The sequence below is a fragment of the Achromobacter sp. F4_2707 genome, from assembly GCF_047501535.1.
Taxonomy (GTDB): Bacteria; Pseudomonadota; Gammaproteobacteria; order Burkholderiales; family Burkholderiaceae_B; genus Yanghanlia.
On the sequence record NZ_JAZDRJ010000004.1, the window covers coordinates 87,529 to 109,465 of the forward strand.

18 protein-coding genes are annotated in these 21,937 nt (G+C 57.1%); 13 read left to right on the top strand and 5 right to left on the bottom strand.

Going from position 1 to position 21,937, the window contains the following annotated elements; genetic code table 11:
• Positions 1 to 17: 17 nt before the first annotated feature.
• Both VRY85_RS05385 and VRY85_RS05390 read right to left on the bottom strand, forming a co-directional pair.
• Complete coding sequence (locus tag VRY85_RS05385) at positions 18 to 392, bottom strand: MOSC N-terminal beta barrel domain-containing protein (protein WP_414597589.1); 375 nt, start codon at positions 390 to 392, stop codon at positions 18 to 20.
• A 13-nt stretch (positions 393 to 405) separates the two neighbouring features.
• On the bottom strand, positions 406 to 3,051 hold the full coding sequence (locus tag VRY85_RS05390) for an AsmA family protein (protein WP_414597590.1): 2,646 nt from the start codon (positions 3,049 to 3,051) through the stop codon (positions 406 to 408).
• Positions 3,052 to 3,303: 252 nt separating this feature from the next.
• Here VRY85_RS05390 and VRY85_RS05395 point away from each other — a divergent pair, with 252 nt between their 5' ends.
• The 4 genes from VRY85_RS05395 to VRY85_RS05410 all read left to right on the top strand — a co-directional run bounded on the left by VRY85_RS05395 (position 3,304) and on the right by VRY85_RS05410 (position 7,084).
• Complete coding sequence (locus tag VRY85_RS05395; RefSeq protein ID WP_414597591.1) at positions 3,304 to 4,578, top strand: bifunctional O-acetylhomoserine aminocarboxypropyltransferase/cysteine synthase; 1,275 nt, start codon at positions 3,304 to 3,306, stop codon at positions 4,576 to 4,578.
• Positions 4,579 to 4,753: 175 nt separating this feature from the next.
• Positions 4,754 to 5,512: a flagellar brake protein gene (locus VRY85_RS05400; protein WP_414597592.1), complete on the top strand. Its 759-nt coding sequence runs from the start codon at positions 4,754 to 4,756 to the stop codon at positions 5,510 to 5,512.
• Between the two features lie 9 nt (positions 5,513 to 5,521).
• The gene (locus VRY85_RS05405) at positions 5,522 to 6,181 is read left to right on the top strand and encodes a thiopurine S-methyltransferase (protein WP_414597593.1); all 660 of its coding nucleotides are present in this window, start codon (positions 5,522 to 5,524) and stop codon (positions 6,179 to 6,181) included.
• 162 nt (positions 6,182 to 6,343) lie between these two features.
• Positions 6,344 to 7,084 (top strand): transglycosylase SLT domain-containing protein, encoded by a 741-nt coding sequence (locus VRY85_RS05410; RefSeq protein WP_414597594.1) that lies wholly within the window; start codon positions 6,344 to 6,346, stop codon positions 7,082 to 7,084.
• A 25-nt stretch (positions 7,085 to 7,109) separates the two neighbouring features.
• Here the strand turns inward: VRY85_RS05410 and VRY85_RS05415 are convergent, their stop codons facing one another.
• Positions 7,110 to 8,918, bottom strand: a complete 1,809-nt coding sequence (locus VRY85_RS05415) for an acyl-CoA dehydrogenase (protein ID WP_414597595.1) — start codon at positions 8,916 to 8,918, stop codon at positions 7,110 to 7,112.
• 174 nt (positions 8,919 to 9,092) lie between these two features.
• On the opposite strand from VRY85_RS05415, the gene VRY85_RS05420 reads away from it, so the two are divergent.
• Together VRY85_RS05420 and VRY85_RS05425 are read left to right on the top strand one after the other, a co-directional pair.
• Positions 9,093 to 10,058: a tripartite tricarboxylate transporter substrate binding protein gene (locus VRY85_RS05420; RefSeq protein WP_414597596.1), complete on the top strand. Its 966-nt coding sequence runs from the start codon at positions 9,093 to 9,095 to the stop codon at positions 10,056 to 10,058.
• A gap of 30 nt (positions 10,059 to 10,088) precedes the next feature.
• Positions 10,089 to 10,925, top strand: coding sequence for an IclR family transcriptional regulator (locus tag VRY85_RS05425; RefSeq protein WP_414597597.1), 837 nt, complete (start codon positions 10,089 to 10,091; stop codon positions 10,923 to 10,925).
• A gap of 91 nt (positions 10,926 to 11,016) precedes the next feature.
• On the opposite strand, the gene VRY85_RS05430 is transcribed toward VRY85_RS05425, so the two are convergent.
• A complete protein-coding gene (locus VRY85_RS05430; protein ID WP_414597598.1) occupies positions 11,017 to 11,436 on the bottom strand; it encodes a PaaI family thioesterase in 420 nt (139 codons plus the stop codon).
• 304 nt (positions 11,437 to 11,740) lie between these two features.
• Between VRY85_RS05430 and VRY85_RS05435 the strand changes: the two genes are divergently transcribed.
• The 7 genes from VRY85_RS05435 to fdhD all read left to right on the top strand — a co-directional run bounded on the left by VRY85_RS05435 (position 11,741) and on the right by fdhD (position 20,867).
• The gene (locus tag VRY85_RS05435) at positions 11,741 to 13,831 is read left to right on the top strand and encodes a 3-hydroxyacyl-CoA dehydrogenase NAD-binding domain-containing protein (protein WP_414597599.1); all 2,091 of its coding nucleotides are present in this window, start codon (positions 11,741 to 11,743) and stop codon (positions 13,829 to 13,831) included.
• A 76-nt stretch (positions 13,832 to 13,907) separates the two neighbouring features.
• Positions 13,908 to 15,086 (top strand): acetyl-CoA C-acyltransferase, encoded by a 1,179-nt coding sequence (locus VRY85_RS05440; RefSeq protein ID WP_414597600.1) that lies wholly within the window; start codon positions 13,908 to 13,910, stop codon positions 15,084 to 15,086.
• A 22-nt stretch (positions 15,087 to 15,108) separates the two neighbouring features.
• Positions 15,109 to 15,885: an SDR family oxidoreductase gene (locus VRY85_RS05445; protein WP_414597601.1), complete on the top strand. Its 777-nt coding sequence runs from the start codon at positions 15,109 to 15,111 to the stop codon at positions 15,883 to 15,885.
• A 65-nt stretch (positions 15,886 to 15,950) separates the two neighbouring features.
• Positions 15,951 to 16,631, top strand: coding sequence for a 3-oxoacid CoA-transferase subunit A (locus VRY85_RS05450; RefSeq protein ID WP_414597602.1), 681 nt, complete (start codon positions 15,951 to 15,953; stop codon positions 16,629 to 16,631).
• Positions 16,632 to 16,638: 7 nt separating this feature from the next.
• A complete protein-coding gene (locus VRY85_RS05455) occupies positions 16,639 to 17,277 on the top strand; it encodes a 3-oxoacid CoA-transferase subunit B (protein ID WP_414597603.1) in 639 nt (212 codons plus the stop codon).
• A 284-nt stretch (positions 17,278 to 17,561) separates the two neighbouring features.
• Positions 17,562 to 19,817 (top strand): TonB-dependent receptor domain-containing protein, encoded by a 2,256-nt coding sequence (locus VRY85_RS05460; RefSeq protein WP_414597604.1) that lies wholly within the window; start codon positions 17,562 to 17,564, stop codon positions 19,815 to 19,817.
• Between the two features lie 198 nt (positions 19,818 to 20,015).
• A complete protein-coding gene (gene fdhD / locus VRY85_RS05465; protein WP_414597605.1) occupies positions 20,016 to 20,867 on the top strand; it encodes a formate dehydrogenase accessory sulfurtransferase FdhD in 852 nt (283 codons plus the stop codon).
• A 38-nt stretch (positions 20,868 to 20,905) separates the two neighbouring features.
• Here fdhD and VRY85_RS05470 read toward each other — a convergent pair whose 3' ends face one another.
• Positions 20,906 to 21,925 (bottom strand): HD domain-containing phosphohydrolase, encoded by a 1,020-nt coding sequence (locus VRY85_RS05470; protein ID WP_414597714.1) that lies wholly within the window; start codon positions 21,923 to 21,925, stop codon positions 20,906 to 20,908.
• Between the last annotated feature and the right edge of the window lie 12 nt (positions 21,926 to 21,937).

Here is a 21,937-nt window from a genome sequence, read left to right on the forward strand (position 1 = left end):
AGACAGTACAGGCTTGCTTAGCCGACCACAGGCTCGCAGATTTTCACCAAACGCACAGGCTGCCCTAAGACTTGGCTGAACCATTCCGCCGCCCAAGCACCTTCATCCGCAACGCGAATCTCTTTGCCGTCTGCCCGCACCATGCGTAGCGCCGATGGGTCATCTTCGATAACACCCAACGGAATATCCAGACGCAGCATGCCGGGCGCCTGTAGTACTAGGTAGCCGAAGCGCAATGTAACCGAAACATTGGCCAATTCAGGCCCGCCTTCAGGCAACAGCCGGCCCGACGCATCCAACACATGCCAGCGGCCATGGTAGGCCTGCGCTGCCGCGTCTTCCACAGGTTGCGCCCCCACCAGGGGATAACTTACCGCTTGCGTTTGACTCATCTCATTCGCCATTTCATTGCCTCAACAGACCTTTTAAAGCATCACCAATAGAACGCACCGGGTCTTTAGCCGGAGCGGGCGCGGGCGCTGAAGGCGTTGCAGAGTCGGGGCTGGCCGGCGCCTGGGTGGAGCTTTCTAATTGGCTACCCAAGAGTTCCAGCAAACCGCTCTTTACCGCACCACGCACCGCCGCGCCGGCGATGTCCTGCCATTGCACTTGATAGGAAAGATTGTCGAACGCCCCCGTCACTCGCATGGGCACGTTCACGCCCCGCAGGGCCCGCAGATCGCGTGCACCGTTGTTGACGCGTAGATTCACTACGACATCCATCTGCCGGTTCACCAGATCAACGGAAGCGGGCTTCCCCTGCGACACCCTCACCACCGGCGAAACAAGATCCAGTTTGTTGACCTGCCCTTGCCCTTTGGTGAAGCGTAAATCTGCGTCCAGCTTGGAAAAACGGGTTTCCGTTCCGGGATCAAAACGCATGGCCGCGATGTCTGTTCCCCCTTTAGTGACATTGCGTACCAGTTCTTCCACCTGACGCAAAGTCTGTTCTGCATTGATGCCGCGCACAGCACCGTCACGAATCTGCAGTTGCGCCGTTCCGCTGAGCGCGGCAAGCAGCGCAGGCATAGTCAGCCCATTGCTGTTGAGCTTGGCACGCAGCGAACCCTTGCCGGCAATACGCCGTTCGCCGGTCAAGGCAAACAGCAGCGGCTCAACATCCACACCGGCTACATTCAGTTCCATTCCGATATCGTTATCGGCCGTAGCACTCAGCGCGCCCGTCAACTTGCCATCGTAAAGCTCGGTGCGTACGCCGTTAATGTCCAACTTGCCATTCACCGCCTTGAGCTCGGCGTGGAAGGCGGTTGCCTCAACCTGCTGCACCTTGAGCTGGCCAACATCAACCTTGCCGGTCAGATCGATATCGCGCAGGAATGACAGATCCACGGCCCGTGCGGCAGGTGCGGGCGTTTTCTCAGCGGGTTTTTCCTGCTGCGCCGGCTTTTCCTGTTTTTCCTGCTGAGCCTGGGCCGCAGGCGAACCCGGCTGCGCGACCTTGGCGGCAGCAGGGAACAAGGTATTGAAGTCAAGCTGATCGGCCTGCAAGGAAAAGTCGATCTTGGGGCGCTCCAGGCGTGTCACATCGGCACGAAAGTCCAGCTTGCTGCCGCTCAACACCGCATCGAGTTCGCTTCTGATGTGATCTTTTTGCAGGTCGGCCGCCACACTGCCAATGAAGGGGAACTCGAAAACACCGGCGGGCAACGCAGGATGCTCGATGCGTACATCGCCCCGCATGGCCGACAGATTGCCCCGTTCTTCAAAAACATTCCAGGCGGCAGGGGAAGTCATGTTCAGTTGCACCAACTGCTCGCCTTGCTGCATGCGACCATCAAGCTTGAGTTCTTTGAAGGTGAGTTGGCTGGCGTTGCCGGCCAAGCCGCTCATGCCCAGCACCATAGCCATGCGGTCTTCCTTGCCATGCAACTGCATGGTGGCTGTCAGCGGCTCGCCACGGGCAACTTCTGGAGAAATCGCCAAGCTGGGTGCATCAAGGCCCAACTCAAAGCGCTGATCAGGCTGCTCGCCTTTGGCCTGCAAGCTGAGTTTTTCCACATGCAGCTCGGCCTGACTACGATCGAGTTTGAGGCGAGGTACGGTGAGTGACGCTTCGAAATTCTTGATGGGTCTCTCGCCTTCGAGATCGCCCTGCAGTGAAAAAGCCAGGCCATTGGCGCTGAACATCTGCGAATAGGCGCTATACGCCAGGTTACCGCGCAAGCCCAGGGAACGCACTTGCAATTCGGCCAACTGGCCATTGAGCTGCACGTTGACCCGTTGCGCGGAATAGTTTTTCTGATCGGTGTTAAAGCTCACCAACGCCTGACCTTCGAACTGCGCATCAGCCGTCGGGAAGTCGCCCAGCAGTTGGCCACGAAAAGCGAGATCGAAAGGTTGGTCGGCCGTTACCCGGCCAGTATTGAGTTCCAGGCCGGTCAGACGCCCCACATAGTTGCGCTGTTTGTCGTGCAGATGAATCTGGCCGTTACGCAGGCTGAGCCCAGCGATGTCGATCTGCAAGTCGGCATCGTCAGGCGAGGGCTGGGCCCGGGCCGTGTGGTTCTCTTGCCCTGTTGCCTGCGCGTCGGCGGCCTCTGTTACGGTGGCTGCCTGCGCTACGCCGATGGCCTCAGTGAATGCGCTCAATGGCGAGGCTAAATCGGGAGCGGGCAAACGCGCCGTCTGCCTGCGGCTGAGCAGGTCATCGAAGTTGAACTCGCCTTCCTCATTGCGCACCACCCAGGCGTTAAAACCACTGATGGCAACGTGATCCACCACTAGCCGGTTGAACATGAGCGGCCAAATGGCCACCGCCAGCGTTGTACTATCGACAGAAGCGAATAGATCGCTGCTGCCGCGATCGGATAGGGAAACGTCTTGCACCGACAAGCCGATACGCGGGAACAATGACAATTCAATATCGCCATTGATGGTCAAGGTTCGTTCGTATCTTGCGTAAACAATCTCTTGCAGCTTGCTCTTGTAAGCATTGGGATCAAAGGTCAGAAGAAAAATCGCAACCCCGACCAATGCGACAAGAACCACTACAACCAGACTGATTAGTACCCGCTTCAACCAGACTTTCATTCACGCCTCAAAAACTGGGGAAAGCCCCAATGCGCCTGCACGCCGACAACAACTCAGAATACTACCTTACGCACCGCTCCCCTAGCGTAATGCATGGCGAAATAGCGGTCGGGCTCACCCCAAAAGCCGCTTACGCAGGCAAACTTATTACTTAAAATAATAAACAAAGCAAATAAACATCGAAACAGGCTAGCTTACGCGCCGTTCGATGCGTGTACTCTTTAAGGCTATTTACATCGTGGAAGGACAACAATGAAATTCGAAACACTCGCCATTCATGCCGGTTATCAGCCAGACCCCACCACCAAATCGGTGGCTGTGCCTATCTACCAAACCACCTCATACGCTTTTGACAGTACACAACATGGTGCTGATTTGTTCGATCTCAAGGTGCCGGGCAATATTTACACCCGCATTATGAACCCAACAAACGCGGTGTTGGAAGAACGTGTTGCGGCACTGGAAGGGGGTGTCGGTGCTCTGGCAGTCGCATCCGGCATGGCCGCCATCACCTACGCTATTCAGGCGATTGCGCAGGCGGGTGACAACATTGTGTCGGTCAGCAAACTCTATGGCGGCACATACAACCTGTTTGCCCACACATTCCCCCGCCAGGGCATTACCGTCAAGTTCGCTCCTCACGATGATATCGCGGCGCTTGAGGCCTTGATTGATGACAACACGCGCGCCATTTTCTGCGAAACCATCGGCAACCCTTCCGGCAACATCATAGATATCGCGGCGTTGGCTGAAGCCGCCCACCGCCATGGCGTGCCGCTCATCGTAGACAACACCGTGGCTTCACCGGCCCTGTGCCGCCCCTTCGAACACGGGGCCGACATCGTGGTTCATGCCCTCACTAAATACATGGGCGGCCATGGAACCACCATTGCCGGTGCGATTGTGGATTCTGGAAAATTCCCGTGGGCCGAGCACAAAGAGCGCTTCCCCATGCTGAACGAGCCTGACCCCTCCTACCATGGCGTCGTGTACACAGAAGCCTTCGGCCCCGCCGCGTTTATCGGGCGCTGCCGGGTCGTCCCGCTACGCAACACTGGGGCTGCACTATCACCGTTTAATGCATTCCTGGTTCTGCAAGGCATTGAAACCCTGCCTCTGCGTATGGAGCGCCATACCGAAAACGCACAGAAAGTAGCGGAATTCCTGGCTTCGCACGACCAAGTTTCCTGGGTGCAATACGCCGGTCTGCCGTCTCACCCTGAGCATGCTCTGGCGCAGAAGTACTTCGGCGGCAAGCCCGCCAGCATTCTGTCCTTCGGCATCAAGGGCGGGCGTGAAGCCGGCGCCCGCTTCATCGATGCACTGCAGCTGGTTCTAAGGCTCGTGAACATTGGCGACGCCAAGACGCTTGCCAGCCACCCGGCCACGACCACACACCGCCAGTTGAATGCGGAAGAATTGGCGGCCGCCGGCGTGACCGAAGATATGGTGCGCTTGTCAGTGGGCATTGAACACATCGACGATATCCTCGACGACCTTAAGCAAGCCCTGGAAGCGAGCCGCTGATTTCACCTGTAAGCTGCAACCGGGAATGCCCCCTCTGGCCCAGTTATGTGGCCAGAGGAGCCACAATCGGTATAGCGACAGGCGAGCGCATAAACCGGCTCCTGAAGTGGACGATGTGCTGCGCATGCTCTATCCTTGGCGCTATCTTTTAATACATCGTTACACAGCCGCATCAATGCAGAGCCTTTCCGATCGGGATGACGACCCTTTTCTTTTAACGTCAGAACTCGAAATCCGTTCCATCTTGCGCTCGCTCCAGCGACATGCCGCACTGGTGCGCATGTATGTGCGGGGCAATACAGAACAGTCCATCATGACTACTGTTCTGGAGCTGGATGACAACGCACAGCGGTTCATCGTTGATTGCTCGTCCGATACCGCGCTGAACAGCCGATTCGCCCAGGCCGACGCCATCGTTTTCGACACCCAGCTTGATCAAGTCAACATTCACTTCTCGGGCGGGGACCTGGAGCTCATCGATTACGATGGGCAGCCTGCATTTTCAGTGCCGTACCCGCCCTCCCTCAGGCGCGTACAGCGCCGCGAGTTCTACCGCGTAGAGATCCCATTGGGCGAACCTGTGTCCTGTATTATTCCCATAATCGAACTCGGGAAACCTCCGCGACGCGTTGAAGCCAGGCTGAAAGACCTCAGCGTCGGCGGGCTCGCCCTGCTGGAACTGGACACCGAAGCCAAGCTCCCCCACCAAGCGGGCATTACCTTCAGGGATGTCAGGCTGGTTCTGCCGGAAACCGGCGAGGTAACGGTCGATCTCGTCGTGCTGCGGGTTCATACTCAAGCGCTACCCAACAAAAAAGAGCTCATCGAATTGGGTTGCAAGTTCGAAAACATTTCCAATGCTGACTCCAATCTGATCCAGAGCTACATCGGCCGTCTGGAGCGGCGCCTGAACGCCAAACGACACGGGTTTTAAGAAGATACGATGGATGCTGAATTCTGGCTCAAGCGGTGGCAGGAAGGCGCTACCGGCTTTCATATGAACCGCGTCACCCCTTTGCTGACCAAGCACTGGCCCGCCCTGGGGCTGGGTGCAGGCGCAAGGGTGTTTGTGCCTTTATGCGGAAAATCTCTGGACATGGTTTGGCTAGCCGCACAAGGCTATAAAGTACTCGGCGTAGAACTTTCATCCATTGCCGTCCAACAGTTCTTTCAGGAACAAGCGCTGGAGCCCGTCGAGCACGATTCCGCATTGGGGCGGCATTACGTCGCGGGGCAGATAGAAATCATCTGCGGCGATGTTTTCCAACTCGACAAAGCCACGCTGGCCACGTGTTCCGGCGTGTTTGATCGTGGTGCTCTGGTCGCCCTCCCCCCGGCCATGCGCGCCGACTATGCCCAGCACCTCTACGCCAACCTTGCGCACAACTACCGCGGCATGGTGCTGACACTGGAGTACGACCAATCCGCCATGGACGGCCCCCCATTTTCTGTCCCGGCAAGTGAAATCCACACGCTGTTCAATACCCATGCACACATACGCCTGCTGGACAGTATGGACATTCTGGAAAAAGAACCAAAATTCGCCGAACGCGGGCTTAAAGCTTTGGTATCCAGCGCCTGGGGGTTAGAAGGCAAACGCTAGATTCGCGTGGCGCTGCATCGGTGATTTGCATTGTTTGACGCCAACCAGAAGGCCGGTTTGCGTCGATGCGGGGGGTCAAAATGTTATCATCAAGCCTTAGCTTCATACTCCAAGACTCTTGCAGGCTGTGTTGAAACACGCTAGCAGGGGCGCCTTGACCTGATGAAATTTTCACAACCTTTCTTTTTTTCCACTCATCGTTCGCAAGTTTCCGCCCAACCCAATCGCTGTGCGCTACATGCCGTACTGGCCCTCTTTTTGGCTGGAAGTCTGGTTTTACCAGCGATGGCAACGGCCAAGCAGCCCGCAGAATCGGCTACGGTCGCCAATCTGGCCCTGCTTCAGGATTCCAAACCTTCTACACCCATTCGCCTGAAACTACACGGTGTGGAAGATCTGCGCGTTGAACGCCTGACATCCTCTTCAAACCCCAACCACAGCGACGCCGAACTCAAGAAACAGGCACAAGCCCGTTATGTCGCGGGTAAGCTCAAGATACATGAGTCCACCATACGCAAGTATGTGGATCTGGCATGGGAAGAAGCGGCCAAACGGGAACAGTTGAACCCGGAACTGCTGATCGCCATCATTCAGAAAGAAAGTGAATTCCGCCCCAAGGTACAAAGCCGTTACGGCGCACAAGGGCTGATGCAGGTGGTGCCACGCTGGCACCGCGATAAATTGCGGCCTTCCGAGTCGCTGTTTGACCCGGCGGTGAATATCCGCGTCGGTGCGGACGTGCTGGAAGAATACCTGGAGAAAGCGGGCGGCAATATTGACAACGCCTTGCGAAAATACTCGGGCAATGCACGTGGCTATGTCAACAGCGTTCTGAAAGAATCACGCACATTGGCCCGGGTAGCCGAACAAGCCGCCAGCAAAACCATGGATACCAAGGGCTGAACCGCCCTTGGCCAATCGTTTTACCTTATAGCCACGTTGCCGGCGTATTCAGCGCATGGCTCTTGGTGTTGCGCAGCAAAGCGTGAACGGGCTCCATAAGTGCCAGTTCCGTATGGAAGAACCAATCACACGCTGCCAGTTTGCCCTGGTAGAAGTCTGCCAAGTGCGGCTTCTGGGGTAGCAGTTTCTGAGCCGCAACAGCCTGCTGCAGCCACAGCCAAGCCAGTACGTGATGCCCGAAGAGATCCAGGTAGTAGGCGGAATTGGCGCTGCCTTCCATGATGTCGTCAGCCGAGGCCTGCAACAGTACCGTTGTCGTTTCACGCAATTGCTGCCAAGCGGCATCCAGGGTGTCAGCACGCTCCGTCAGGTTTGTATCCTGTGTGGCGCGCGCTTGTTCCACGGTGTCGCGCACGCGCTGATGGAGCAGTTCCAGCGCCCTGCCGTCCTTCATCCCCGCTTTGCGATTCAGCAAGTCCAGCGACTGGATGCCGTGAGTCCCTTCATGCAGCGGGTTCAGGCGGTTATCGCGGTAGAACTGTTCAACCGGATACTCTCGCGTATAGCCGTAACCGCCATGCACCTGGATGGCCAAATCGTTGGCTGCCAGACAATAGCGCGCAGGCCAGGATTTCACGATAGGAATCAGCACAGCCAGAACCAGGGCAGCCGTTTCGCGCTCCTGTGCATCCGGGTGCGTTTTTTCGTCATCCGCCAGGCGAGCCGCGTACAGGCACAGCGACAACGCGCCTTCCACATACGCTTTCTGGGTAAGCAGCATGCGACGGACATCGGCATGCTCGATAATGGCAACCGGCGGGGTGGCTGGATCGTTACGCCCGGGCAAACGCCCTTGCACCCGTTCCTGCGCATAAGCCAGGGCATGACGATAGCCGGTGTAGCCCAGCATGGTGCCTCCCATGCCTACGCCGATACGGGCCTCATTCATCATGTGGAACATATAGCGCAGGCCCTGGCCCGGCTCGCCGATACATTCCCCGATGCAGGCGTCATTTTCCCCAAAACTCAACATGGTGGACGTCGTGCCGCGGTAACCCATTTTATGAATGAGCCCTGCAAGGGCGACATCGTTGCGTTCCCCTGCCCGGCCTTCATCGTCCACTCGATACTTGGGCACAATAAAAAGCGACAACCCCTTGGCTCCGGGAGGCGCGTCCGGCAGCCTGGCCAGCACTAAATGAACGATGTTCTCACCCAAGTCGTGATCACCGCCCGAAATGAAAATCTTCTGACCTTTAATCGCGTAGCGGCCATCTGGCAAAGGCGTAGCCGTAGTGCGCAAGTCAGGTACTGATGAACCCGCATTGGGTTCAGTCAGGGCCATGGTGCCAAGCCAGCGGCCTTCCAGCAAAGCAGGTAAGAAACGACGCTTTTGGTCTTCACTACCAAAAGCGCGTATCAGATTGGCATTGGCTGCGGTGAGGAAGCAGTAAGCGGAAGTTCCCACATTGGCTGCACGAAACAACGCCAGACAGGCTTGTGAAATCGTAATAGGGAGCTGCATACCGCCCAGGTCGTAGTCATGCGTGGCAGACAGAAACCCTGCTTGTGCGAAAGCCTTTACCGCCTCCTTGATTTCAGGCAGCGTTGTAACTTTCTCGCCATCGAATGTCGGCTCGTTCTCGTCGGATTTCCGGTTATGTGGGGCGAAGAACTGGGTCGCAAGTTTATAGGCCGTGTCAATCGCGGCTGTGAATGTCTCGCGGCTGTGGTCGGCATAACGCTCGCGCTCAAGAAGGCTGGCGCTGCCCACCACGTCTTCTAGCAGGAAGTCCAGGTCGTCACGATTAATTAGCAGGTTGGGATTTATCATGGCTACGGGTTGGTGCTCGCAAATTTTTAGATCGAGTTAGTTCTGCAATGCAGTTTTATGTACTGTTTAACGGAACTAAATCTTATAATACCACCGAACCCTTCATTGATTTAATACATAATTGGAAATAGAATCCATAAATTCAGAACTCTTTAACCGAGTAAGGAGACACCCATGAAAACCACTTTTAACAAGCTTGCAATGGCAGTCGGCGTAGCTGCCGTCATCGCCCCCACTTTCGCTGCAGCGCAATCAGACTACCCCAGCCAACCCATCAGCATCATCGTGCCCTACTCCCCTGGCGGCACCACTGACGTCGTGGGGCGCGCCCTGGCTGAAAGCATGTCCCGCTACCTGAAGCAGACCGTCATCATCGAGAACAAACCCGGTGCAGCCGGTGCCATGGGTGTACTCGACATGATGAACGCGAAACCCGATGGCTACCGCCTCACCATGGCGCCCGTGGGCATTTTCCGCCAACCCTATATTCAGGAAACGCGCTACGACCCGATCCGCGACCTGACCTATATCGCTTCCTTTCTCACCTACGACTTCGCTGTGACTGTGAAGGCTGACTCGCCTTTCCAAACCATTCACGACCTCGTTAAGCACGCAAAAGAGAACCCCGGCGACATCACCTACAGCACACCAGGCCAATACACGGGCAACCAGGTTGTACTCGCCATGCTGGGCCACAAAGAAGGCGCCGAGTTCACTCACATCCCCTACAAGGGCGACTCTGACGCTACCGCAGCGCTCATCGGCGGTCACACCCAAGCTGCGGTTGTGACCAACAGCATCCTCACGCACGCCCGGGCCGGCACAGTTCGCCTGCTTGCCACCGCCGATGCCGAGCGCAACCCTGAGCTGGGCGACGTACCCACGCTGCTTGAAGAAGGCTACGACGTTCTGGTCCCCTCGCCCTTGGGCATTGCAGGCCCTGCCGGTCTCCCTCAGGAAATCGTTGAGAAACTCGACGAAGCTGTAAAGGCCGCTATGGAAGACAGCGCATTCCAGCAAGCCATCAAAAACTTTGGTGTGCGTCCTCTGTACATGGATCACAAGACTTACAGCGAGTTCGCTAAAACAACCTTTGCCGGCGAAGAGGCCATCTTGCGCGACCTCGACCTGGACAACTGATCCACATCTAAACCAGGCAACCTGCTAGTTATGAGCCACAAGCCAGACTCGTTAAAGCCCGACACCACCACAACGCGTGGTGGTGATATCGCTCGCCATAAAGCCGATGATCGCCATTTTGTCACCGCGCTGGCACGCGGGCTTGAAGTACTTGCCTGCTTTCGCTCTGAAGAAAACACGCTGAGCAATCAAGAGATTGCTCAGCGTTGTCAGCTTCCAAAATCTACTGTCTCGCGGCTCACCGCCACTCTGACGCGCCTGGGCTATCTCACCACCGACCCTGCCAGCGGCAAGTATCAACTGGGTATCGCCACGCTCGCGCTTGGCGTTGGCATGCTTGCCAAACTGGATATCCGCCAGATCGCACGCCCGCTCATGCAGGAGATCGCCGACTTCTCACAGGCGTCGGTATCCCTGGCCGTGCGCGACCGGCTCTCCATGCTTTATATCGAGAACTGTCGCAGCAGCTCGGCGCTCACGCTCAGCCTCGACGTAGGCTCACGGGTGCCCATTGCGTCCTCGGCGATTGGCCGGGCTTATCTGGCAGCCGCGCCCGCCAGCGAACGCGCAGAAATCATTGAACGCATCAATGAACTCGACCCGCAAACCGGCAAAGCCATCATTCAAGGGCTGGAGCAAGCGCTTAAAGATTACGACCGTTACGGCTGTGCAGTTTCGTTCCGCGAATGGAACCCCAATGTCAACGCAGTCGCTGTCAGCCTCAAGCTGGGCAGTCGCTTTCCGCTTATGGCGCTGAACTGCGGTGGCCCCGCCTTTCAACTCTCGCAAGAGTTCTTGCTGGAAGAAGTCGTACCCAAGCTGCACCACGCCGCCAACAGCCTGATCGACGCCCTGGGCGTGCCTTAATTCCCTAATACATGCTGCCACCAACTATAGGCACGATGTGTATCCGCGCTGAGCCCGCCCCGAAGGGCGAGGCGAGTACCCAGTTACGTGATCAGCTATTTTTCAGCTTAGCCATGACCGCGCTGGCGTGCAGCACCACCCGCTCCCCCACCTTCAGGACACAGTCCACAAACAACAAGCGGCCTTCTCGCTTCAAAACACGGGCCTCCGATACCACCCAATCGCCTTCCATGGCAGCACCTACAAACTCGGTATTCATGCTGACGGTAACCAACGAAACCGGCTCATCAAAAAGCGCTTCTACGGCATCACCGAGGGCGTTGTCCGCCAGGGTCATGAGGATTCCGCCATGCGCCCGCCCCAGGTTGTTCATGTGTTTTTTTTCAAGCTTGAGCGCTAGGCTGACCTCCTTGCCCGCCTCTTGCTTCATGTAATAAGGCCCCGTCAGGTCGGAAAAATTACTGTTGCGGTCAACAAATTGGTAGCCGACAAGCTCGGACGATTCAGACATTTACTCCCCCTAGGTATACAAAATATATCTATAAAAAAACAAAAGTGTACTGCAAAGCAGAACTGACAAACCTGTTTCAGAACTCAGCCAAACCCTAAATTTCTTATCCGCTGCCGAAGCACACTAAACGGACAGCAGTATAAATGGAATAACTTAGACATTGCAGTTAAATAGACGCACTGATAGAATTTACTATTATTGATTTCAAATTCTGCATAGCAGAATTTCACCCATGGTGAGTGGCCGCCTGGTTTTCAGCATCAGAAGACAGCCACTCACGCTACGCACGGAGTTCCTACGCATCATGAGCCATTTGCACTACGAGGTTGCCGACGGTATCGCTCACATCACCTTCCAGAACCCGCCGGTCAACGGCTTGGGCCATTCCTTGCGCCTCGCCTTGGTCAACGCGCTAGACGAGGCCGAAGAGAACCCGGAGGTCAAAGCCGTCGTCATGACCGGGTCGGAGCGCGCATTCTCCGGTGGTGCCGACATCACGGAGTTTGGCACACCGCGCTCGGGCTGGCAGCCCACGCTGCGCACCGTTATCGAAATTATGGAAGCCTTCCCCAAGCCTATCATCGCTGCAATTGACGGCGTCTGCTTGGGTGGCGGCCTGGAATTGGCCTTGGGCGCGCATTACCGTGTAGCGGCATCCCGTGCTCGCATCGGTCTGCCTGAAGTGAAGTTGGGCCTGCTGCCCGGCGGCGGTGGCACTCAGCGCCTGCCGCGCCTGGTCGGCCTGGAACGCGGCCTGTCGATGATCGTAACGGGCGAACATTACACGGCGACCCGCCTGGCTGACACTCCCTTGCTCGATCGCGTCGTCGATACGCCTGTCGTCGAAGCCGCTGCAGCCTTTGCGAAAGAAATCGTTGCTCAGGGTGCGCCTCTGAAGCGCGTGCGCGATATCAAAATCGAAGAACTCGACGCCCAAGCCTTCTTGCAAGTCTCCCGCCGTAACCTGGCCGCAAGCAGCAAGCACTTCCCGGCACCCAAACTGTGTCTGGAAGCCGTCGCCGCTTGCGTAGAGCTGCCCTTCGACGAAGGCCTCAAACGTGAACGCGAGCTCTTCAACACGCTCATGACCTCGCCGGAATCTCTGGCGCTGCGCCATATTTTTGCTGCCGAACGCGCCGCTACCAAGGTGCCTGGCGTCACACGCGAAACCCCGCGCCGCGAGATCCGTCAGGTCGGCGTCATTGGCGCCGGCACCATGGGTGGCGGCATTGCCATGAACTTCCTGAACGTCGGCATTCCCGTCACCATTCTGGAAGCCAAGCAAGAAGCGCTGGATCGCGGCCTGGCAACCATCCGCCGTAATTACGAAAACACCATGAAGAAGGGCCGCCTGACTCAAAACCAGGTGGAAGAGCGCATGGCGCTCCTTACCCCCACGATGAGCTACGACGACCTGGCCCAGGCCGACCTCATCATCGAAGCGGTGTTCGAAGATATCGGCGTCAAGGAAGCCGTCTTCACGACACTGGATGCCATCGCCAAACCTGGAGCGATTCTGGCTTCCAACACCTCCACGCTCGACCTGAATATCATTGCCGGTTTCACCAAGCGCCCGCAAGACGTCATCGGCCTGCACTTCTTCAGCCCCGCCAACGTCATGAAGTTGCTGGAAATCGTGCGTGGCGACCAAACCTCGCCAGAAGTGCTTGCCACCTCGCTTGATCTGGCAAAAACCATCGCCAAGAAGCCAGTGGTATCGGGCGTGTGTGACGGTTTCATCGGCAACCGTATGCTGGCCTCCTACCGCGCCGCCGCAGACGAACTCCTGCTGCACGGCGCTTCGCCTGCGGAAATCGACCGCGCACTCGAGAACTTTGGCTTCGCCATGGGCCCTTACCGTGTGGGCGACCTGGCCGGGTTGGATATCGGCTGGGCCATCCGCAAGCGTCGCCAGGCAGAGAACCCGGATCTCGACCTGTCCTGCGTGGCAGACCGTATCTGCGAAGCCGGCCGTTTCGGCCAGAAAACCGGCGCCGGCTGGTACGACTATTCCGCAGGCAACCGCAAGCCCAAGGAAGACCCCATCGTCACCAAAATGATTGACGACTTCCGTGCTGAAAAAGGCATTACACCGCGCAAATTCACCGCGCGTGAAATCGTTGAGCGCTGCGTGTTCGCGTTGGCTAACGAGGGCGCCCGCATTCTGGAAGAAGGTATCGCCCTGCGCGCTTCCGACATCGACATCGTTTACCTGAATGGCTATGGCTTCCCTGCACACCACGGCGGCCCCATGCACTATGCACAGCAGGTTGGCCTGTTCAACGTTGTGCGTTCTATTAAACGGTATGCACGCCTGTCGGATTCCGCTGCCGCTTTCTGGCAGCCCGCACCTTTGCTTGTTAAGCACCTTGATTCGGGCGAACCCCTGAAGTAAGCCAAACGCCGAACCGTGGCGGCCTGCGTGCTGCCACGGCAACACCCGACCGCGAACCCCTATTGCAGAGAACATCATGAAAGAAGCCGTTATTGTTTCTACCGCCCGCACCGGACTGGCCAAATCCTGGCGCGGCGCCTTCAACATGACTTACGGCGCCACCTTGGGCGCCCATTCAGTTAAACACGCCGTCGAGCGCGCTGGTATTGATCCCGCCGAAGTCGAAGACGTCATCATGGGCTCATCGCACCCCGAAGGCACACTGGGTGGCAACGTCGCCCGCGCCATTGCGCTGCGTGCCGGCCTGCCCGTCACCACAGCAGGCCTGAGCATCAACCGGTTCTGCTCCTCGGGCCTGCAGTCGATCGCCCTGGCCGCGCAGCGCATCATGGTTGGCGAAGCGTCTGTCATCGTCGCCGGGGGTGTGGAGAACATTTCCTGCACGCAGAACGAACTCAATATGCACATGCGCCGCGACCCGTGGCTGGTGGAAAACAAGCCAGAACTTTACTGGAGCATGCTGCAAACCGCTGAAACCGTGGCCAAACGCTATAACATCAGCAAAGAAGACCAGGACGCTTACGGCGTACGCAGCCAACAGCGGGCCGCTGCTGCCCAGGCCGCTGGCAAGTTCGACGATGAAATCGTACCCATGACCACCATCATGGCCGTTCAAGACAAAGCAACCGGTTCCACCGTGCGCCGCGAAGTTACGATTTCCGCAGATGAAGGGATCCGCCCCGACACCACGATCGAAGGCGTGTCGCGCATTCGCTCCGCCCTGCCCGGCGGCGTCATTACCGCAGGGAACGCCAGCCAGTTCTCCGACGGCTCCTCGGCCTGCGTGGTCATGGATTCCAAACTGGCCGAACAGAAAGGCCTGCAACCACTGGGCATCTTCCGTGGTTTTACCGTCGCGGGCTGCGAGCCCGACGAAATGGGCATCGGCCCGGTCTTCGCTATTCCACGCCTGCTTGAGCGCCACGGCCTCAAAGTATCCGACATCGGCCTGTGGGAACTGAATGAAGCCTTCGCCTGCCAAGTGCTGTACTGCCGCGACAAGCTGGGCATTCCCGACGAACTGCTCAACGTCAACGGCGGCGCCATCGCAGTGGGCCACCCCTATGGGGTATCGGGTTCCCGCCTGACCGGCCACGCGCTGATTGAAGGCAAGCGCCGGGGCGCCAAGTATGTCGTCGTCACCATGTGCATCGGCGGCGGCCAGGGCGCAGCCGGCCTGTTTGAAGTCGCTTAACCCCGCAACGGTGAGTCGCAAAATGAGTGTAAAGAAACTGTTTGATATTCAGGGCAAGGTTGCCCTGATTACCGGCGGCTCACGGGGCTTGGGCCTGCAAATGGCCGAAGCCCTGGGAGAAATGGGCTGCCGCCTGGCCATCACGGCCCGCAAAGAAGCCGAACTGGCCAAGGCGCGTGAACACCTCGAAGCCCAAGGCATCGAAGTGCTCACGATTCCGGGCAATATGGCCCAGTTTGATACCATTCCGGCACTGGTAGACCAGGTTCTGGAACGCTACGGAACCATCGACATTCTGGTGAACAACGCCGGTGCCACATGGGGCGCCCCAGCTGAAGACTACCCGGATGAAGCCTGGCATAAGGTCATGGATCTCAACATCAATGCGGTCTTCTACCTGTGCCGCGAGGTAGGGCGTCGCGTCATGATTCCAAAACGGCAGGGTAAAATCATCAATATTGCGTCGGCCGCGGGCCTGCGTGGGACGGCTAAAGGGGTCACCACAATCGCCTACAACACCTCCAAGGCTGCAGCGGTTAATTTCAGCCGCACTTTGGCAAGCGAGTGGGGCCGGTACAATATCAATGTCAACGCCGTGTGCCCCGGCTTTTTTGAGTCCCGTATGACAGCTGGAACGCTGGACACCATGGGCCAGACGCTGTTGGATAAAATCCCACTGGGACGCATTGGCGGAGAAGAAGACCTAAAAGGTCTGACGGTCTTCCTGGCCTCCGAGGCTTCTCGCCATATCACCGGTCAAGCTATCTCGGTCGATGGCGGCGCCAGTGCCGCAGCGTGACAACCTTCCGCACAAAAAAACCGGGCGCTAACCCATAGCGCTCGTTTTAAGGATACAGAAACAGAATGATCAACAAATTCGTAGACAGCGTACACGAAGCTGTTGCCGACGTGTTCGATGGAGCGACCATCCTCACCGGCGGCTTCGGTGGCGCTGGTCACCCCACAGAACTCATACACGCCCTGATAGACCAGGGCGCCCGCGAGCTCACCGTTGTTAACAACAACGCCGGCAACCATGAGGTCGGCTTGGCCGCTCTGCTGAAGGCCGGGCGCGTGCGCAAGATGATCTGCTCGTTCCCGAAAAGCTCGCACTCCCACGTGTTTAACGAGCTCTATCGGACAGGCAAGATAGAACTGGAATGCGTGCCCCAAGGCACCATCGCCCAGCGCCTGCAAGCAGCTGGCGCGGGTCTGGGCGGTTTCTACACCCGTACCAGCTACGGCACCGAGCTCGCCAAGGGCAAAGAAGTCCGCGAAATCGACGGCCAGTTCTATGTGTTTGAAAAACCCTTGCATGGCGACTTCGCTTTTGTATTGGCGGAAAAAGCCGACCGCTGGGGCAACCTCGTCTACCGCAAGGCAGCCCGCAACTTCGGCCCAGCCATGTGCATGGCCGCCAAAACCACTATCGTTCAGGCCAAACATCTGGTCGAACTGGGCGACCTCGATCCGGAAGTCATCGTCACGCCGGGGATTTTCGTGAACCGGGTCGTGCAAGTGGCCAACCCCGAGATCTCAAGCTGAGGACGATATGAAAAAACTGACACGTAACGAAATGGCAGCCCGGCTGGCGAAAGACATTGCGCCCGGCAGCTACGTGAATATCGGCATTGGCATGCCCACCCTGGTGGCCAACTATCTCGACCCCGCCGACGAGATTCTGCTGCATAGCGAAAACGGCATTCTGGGCATGGGCCCTGAAGCCAGCCCCGAAGAGGCTGACCCCGAGCTGATCAACGCGGGCAAGACGCCCGTTACGCTACTGACAGGCGGCTCCTTCTTTCACCACGTGGATTCCTTCGCTATTATGCGCGGCGGCCACCTGGACCTTTGCATTATGGGCGGCATGCAAGTGGCGGCTAATGGCGACTTGGCCAACTGGTCGCTGGGCCGCGCTGGTGAGCCCCCAGCAGTGGGCGGCGCCATGGACCTAGCAGTCGGTGCGAAAAAGGTGTTCATCCTCATGGAGCACAATGCCAAGGACGGCACGCCCAAACTGGTGGAAAAATGCACTCTGCCCGTCACAGGTTTGGGCGTCGTTCATAGCATTTACACCGACTTGGCGGTTATTGATGTCACCCCACAAGGCTTCAAGGTACGCGAAAAGCTGGTGGATATCACCAATGACGAGCTGCAAAACCTGACTGCAGCTCCATTGATTTTCGACTGATCTTTTAGCAATAGTCGCGTACAGAACGGCCCGGCTTTCTGCCGGGCCGTTCTGTTTTTGCAGCCTGTGTGCAACAAGGCGTAGCAATCCCCCCGGATTTGATCTCAAACAAACTTATTTCAATCCATTGCATTGCAATCAGTAATGATAATAGCTATCATTCTGATCACTCTCATGATTAGTGTCATGATCTCTCTATGGCACGGGTCACACACAGAAAAATTTTGCTAACCCAAGGCCGTTAAGCGGCCTTTCTTCTTGTCAGTTGAACTAGGTACAAGTCCATGACCTCTTCTAATCCTGGCCTGTCTTTCAGGGCCAAACGCCTGACTTTGCTGCTGAGTGCAGCTTTGGGCACATCGCTGGCCGGCACCGCAGCCGCACAACAATCCGTTCAGCAGCTGGATTCCGTCGTTGTTACTGCCTCAGGCTTTGAGCAGGAAATCAAACAAGCGCCCGCATCCATTTCGGTCATCACCAACCAAGACCTGCAAGAAAAGTCGTACACCGACCTTGCCAGCGCCTTGCGCGATGTTGAAGGTATTGATGTACGCGGCGCCACCGGTAAAACAGGCAACCTGAACATCAGCATTCGCGGCATGCCCAGCGAATACACCCTGGTCCTGATTGATGGCCGCCGCCAGAATGCTGCGGGCGAAGTCGCCCCCAACGGCTTTGGCGACACCTCCACCGGCTTCATGCCCCCCATGTCGGCCATTGAGCGCATTGAGGTAATTCGCGGGCCAATGTCCACCTTGTATGGTGCTGACGCCATGGGCGGTGTGATCAACATCATTACCAAGAAGGTCTCCAAGGAGTGGGGTGGCTCCGTAACACTATCCACCCGGCTTGAGCAGAACAACGACGCTGCCGACACCAACCAGGCTAACTTCTACCTAAGCGGCCCCATTGTGGAAGATACGCTTGGGGTTCAGCTGCGTGGCAGCGTACTGCGCCGGGGTGATTCCAGCCTGCAATTTGACGACAACACCAATGTATCGACCCGCGGCCCTTCCCCAGTGAATGCCCGCAACTACACGTTAGGCGCCAAGTTCACTCTGACCCCAACCAAAGATCACGACATCTGGCTAGACCTGGATCGCTCCCGCCAATCGTTTAACAACGACAATTGCCAGCTCGGTAACCTTGACGGGACAACAGAGGGAACCAAATGTATACCAAGCACGGACGAGAAACACCGAGCCCACGGTTACGAGGACAAGTTGCGCTTTAACCGCGACCAAGTTGCTCTGGGTCATACCAGCCGTTTTTCCTTCGGCACGCTGGAATCCAGCATTATGCGCAACAAAACAGAGACTCTAGGACGCACCATTCCTAGGGAGGCTTTCCTTGCCGCACAACAGAATGACCCCAGCATTGGCACTGCCCGCAAGCTGGAGACCACCAATACAGTCTTTGACACCAAGCTCGTTGCACCCATTGGCGACGACCACCTCTTAACAGTAGGTGGCCAATACTGGCGAGCCAGCATGACGGACAGTCTAATTTCTGACAAGTACAAGCAGGATACATGGGCTTTATTTGCTGAAGATGAATGGATGTTGCGTGATGACCTGGCACTCACTCTGGGTGCTCGCTACGACCACCACGACGCCTTCGGCAGCCAGATCAGCCCACGTGGCTATCTGGTGTACAACCCTACAGACAACTGGACTTTCAAAGGTGGTGTCAGCCGCGGTTACAAAACCCCAAGCCTGGAACGGCTGCACAGCGGGATTAACGGAGTTTCACGCCAGGGTGCAAGTGTCAACGTTGGCAACCCCGATCTGAAGCCGGAAATTAGTACCAGCGCTGAGCTGGGTATGCATTACGACAGTCTGCAAGGCTGGTCTGTAGGACTGACTGGGTTTCATAACCGCATCAAAGATAAAATGTCTTCTGTAGACTGCGGCTCAGACCCCAGCAGTCCAACCTGGATTGCCAGTTGCGGAACTGCCTTGCGCTACATCCAGGAGAAGGGCGCCAATCCCTCCTACTATCGCAACCTTGACAAAGCTACCACTCAAGGCCTGGAATTCACATCACGCATTGATTTCAACGATGCCTGGTCATTGCGCTTGAACTACACCTACACCGATAGCGAAATCAAGGTAGATGGCAAAAAAGCCGGTAAGTTAAGCGACACCCCCGAACACATGGCCAATGCCACTCTCCGCTGGGATGCTAATGATCGCTTCAGTGTCTGGCTGCAGGGTGAGTATCGCGGCAGCAGCCGCCGATTCGATGGCAAGTATGCGGACTACGAGACCGACTCCAAAGTTACCTACGATGCTCTGGGCGACTTGAAGAGCTATACCGTCTTCAATCTGGGCGGCCAGTACCGTGTCTCAAAGGACGTAACCTTGAACGGCACCATCTACAACTTGTTCGACAAGGACTTCCTTGAGTGCAAGCACTACACTAACAGCAGTGGTGACGTCGTTTGCGGTAGCCCCTACATCCAATCCGGGCGCTCCACCAAGGGCACTCTCCCCTACGCTGGTCGCGCATTCTGGTTGTCTGCCAACATCACGTTCTAAGCAGACTAGCCTAAACCGCCTCTGAAGCCTGCCTCGGTTAATCGCCGATACGGTTTCAGAGCCGGAAATGCGGCAGCATTGCACCACACCCCAAGCGTTGGTTGTTCAGCCGACCTTTGGGGTGTTTTGCTTTGGGCAACAAACAAACTTGCGGGCGGTATACTGGCCTCTTGAAAGCACGGATGCCGCTCCTCACCCATGCAAACCAACGATTCCGTTTCCGGCCACGATGCCGCTTCTGATGCCTGCGGCGCGGCGAATTCTGTGGTGCGTCGTTACCATGCAGGGCAGCCGATTGCTGGCCCCGAACCAGATTGGCTGGCGCAGGAAACGCCTCTGGCTTTGGAATACAACGGCATCAGTCACGCGACGGTGCTTGCCACGCCTTGCGATCTTGAAGACCTGGCACTGGGCTTTTCTCTGACAGAAGGGATACTTCGCAGCCCAAGCGACCTCCACGATATGGATATTGTGGAATCCAGCCAGGGGTATATTGCGCAGTTAACCATCGCCAGTGCCTGTTTCTCCCAGCTCAAACAGCGTCGCCGCACACTCGCGGGCCGCACCGGCTGCGGTTTGTGTGGCCTGGAAAGCCTGGACGATGTCGTGCGCCCGCTGCCGCCCGTTGCCGGCCCGGCACAGCCTATCGAGCCGTCCGCCATCTTGCGGGCAATGGACGCCTTGAAGCGGGTTCAGCCCTTGCATCAACAAACGGGCGCCACCCATGCTGCCGCCTGGGCAGATTTATCGGGTGAGATTTTGCATGTCCGGGAAGACGTGGGGCGCCATAATGCGCTGGACAAGCTCATTGGCGTGCTGATGCAGCGCCGCAGCCCGCACGATACATCGTGCGGCTTTGCCTTGATTACCAGCCGCGCCAGCTTTGAAATGGTGCAAAAAACGGCTTCTGTAGGTATTCCTGCCGTCGTAGCCGTCTCGGCACCTACTCACTATGCCGTCCAAACCGCCGAAGAGCTAGGCGTGATGCTGATCGGCTTTGCCCGCCAGCGGGATTTCACGGTCTATACCCACTCGCACTATCTGGCTTAAAGCCCTCACGACGCCTCCCCCCATCCGACAGCTAGGCTTCAAACAAACTGCCCTTCGGTTTCTTGTAGGGAATCCGCCCATCGCTCACGGATCTTCAGCACTTCGGGCATATTGTCGAGAAACGCCGCAACGACTTGCGGATCGAAATGCTTGCCGCTTTCGCTACGAATCAAAGCCACCGCCTCCTCCACCGGCCAAGCGTGCTTATAGGGACGCTCGCTGGTAAGTGCATCGAATACATCCGCCACTGCCGCGATGCGGCCTTCCAAGGGAATATCCTCACCCGCCAGCCCATTGGGGTAACCACTTCCATCCCATTTTTCGTGGTGAGTAAGGGCAATACTGGCGGCCAGACGCAGCAGACCTGAATGGTGTTCGCCTAGAATACGCGCACCGATTGTGGTGTGTTCACGCATCATCAGCCATTCGTCCGCCGTCAGTTTTCCCGGCTTGCGCAAGATGGCGTCAGGAATGCCGATCTTGCCGATATCGTGCATGGGCGCCGCATGCAGTAATTCGTCGGCCTGAGCTTCGCTGTACCCCATTGCCAAGGCCACAACACGCGAAAAATGACTCATTCGAATCACATGCATGCCGGTTTCATTATCTTTGTATTCGGCAGCGCGCCCCAGGCTGTGCACAATTTGTAAGCGCGTTTCCAATACTTCTTCAGCCCGCACTAACGAAAGGTGCGTACGCACGCGTGCACGCACAATATGCGGATTGAAGGGCTTACTAATGTAATCAACGGCCCCCAGTTCCAAACCGGTATGCTCATTTGCGGTATCGGCCAAAGCGGTCACGAAAATGACCGGAATGCCGACTGTCGCAGGATCCTGCTTCAATGCCTTGCAAACTTCATAACCCGAAATGGCGGGCATCATGACATCCAGCAAGATGAGATCAGGGCGGTCTTCTTTCACCAACCTCAACGCCGCCTGCCCATCCTTGGCAAACAGCAGCCGGTAATCGGCCTGCAACGTGTGTCGCAGCACCTGCAAGTTAATGGGCTCATCGTCAACCAGCAACAAAGTCGGGCGGTCTTTCAAAGAGGGTATCAAGAGTTACTC

What these genes read in the sequence shown, in the direction of transcription:
- VRY85_RS05445 (WP_414597601.1), top strand. Translation starts at nt 15,109, where the DNA reads ATGAGTGTAAAGAAACTGTTTGATATTCAGGGCAAGGTTGCCCTGATT.
- VRY85_RS05450 (WP_414597602.1), top strand. Translation starts at nt 15,951, where the DNA reads ATGATCAACAAATTCGTAGACAGCGTACACGAAGCTGTTGCCGACGTG.
- VRY85_RS05460 (WP_414597604.1), top strand. Translation starts at nt 17,562, where the DNA reads ATGACCTCTTCTAATCCTGGCCTGTCTTTCAGGGCCAAACGCCTGACT.
- VRY85_RS05440 (WP_414597600.1), top strand. Translation starts at nt 13,908, where the DNA reads ATGAAAGAAGCCGTTATTGTTTCTACCGCCCGCACCGGACTGGCCAAA.
- VRY85_RS05385 (WP_414597589.1), bottom strand. Translation starts at nt 392, where the DNA reads ATGAGTCAAACGCAAGCGGTAAGTTATCCCCTGGTGGGGGCGCAACCT.
- VRY85_RS05455 (WP_414597603.1), top strand. Translation starts at nt 16,639, where the DNA reads ATGAAAAAACTGACACGTAACGAAATGGCAGCCCGGCTGGCGAAAGAC.
- VRY85_RS05395 (WP_414597591.1), top strand. Translation starts at nt 3,304, where the DNA reads ATGAAATTCGAAACACTCGCCATTCATGCCGGTTATCAGCCAGACCCC.
- VRY85_RS05435 (WP_414597599.1), top strand. Translation starts at nt 11,741, where the DNA reads ATGAGCCATTTGCACTACGAGGTTGCCGACGGTATCGCTCACATCACC.
- VRY85_RS05410 (WP_414597594.1), top strand. Translation starts at nt 6,344, where the DNA reads ATGAAATTTTCACAACCTTTCTTTTTTTCCACTCATCGTTCGCAAGTT.
- VRY85_RS05420 (WP_414597596.1), top strand. Translation starts at nt 9,093, where the DNA reads ATGAAAACCACTTTTAACAAGCTTGCAATGGCAGTCGGCGTAGCTGCC.
- VRY85_RS05390 (WP_414597590.1), bottom strand. Translation starts at nt 3,051, where the DNA reads ATGAAAGTCTGGTTGAAGCGGGTACTAATCAGTCTGGTTGTAGTGGTT.
- VRY85_RS05430 (WP_414597598.1), bottom strand. Translation starts at nt 11,436, where the DNA reads ATGTCTGAATCGTCCGAGCTTGTCGGCTACCAATTTGTTGACCGCAAC.
- VRY85_RS05415 (WP_414597595.1), bottom strand. Translation starts at nt 8,918, where the DNA reads ATGATAAATCCCAACCTGCTAATTAATCGTGACGACCTGGACTTCCTG.
- VRY85_RS05400 (WP_414597592.1), top strand. Translation starts at nt 4,754, where the DNA reads ATGCAGAGCCTTTCCGATCGGGATGACGACCCTTTTCTTTTAACGTCA.
- fdhD (WP_414597605.1), top strand. Translation starts at nt 20,016, where the DNA reads ATGCAAACCAACGATTCCGTTTCCGGCCACGATGCCGCTTCTGATGCC.
- VRY85_RS05405 (WP_414597593.1), top strand. Translation starts at nt 5,522, where the DNA reads ATGGATGCTGAATTCTGGCTCAAGCGGTGGCAGGAAGGCGCTACCGGC.
- VRY85_RS05425 (WP_414597597.1), top strand. Translation starts at nt 10,089, where the DNA reads ATGAGCCACAAGCCAGACTCGTTAAAGCCCGACACCACCACAACGCGT.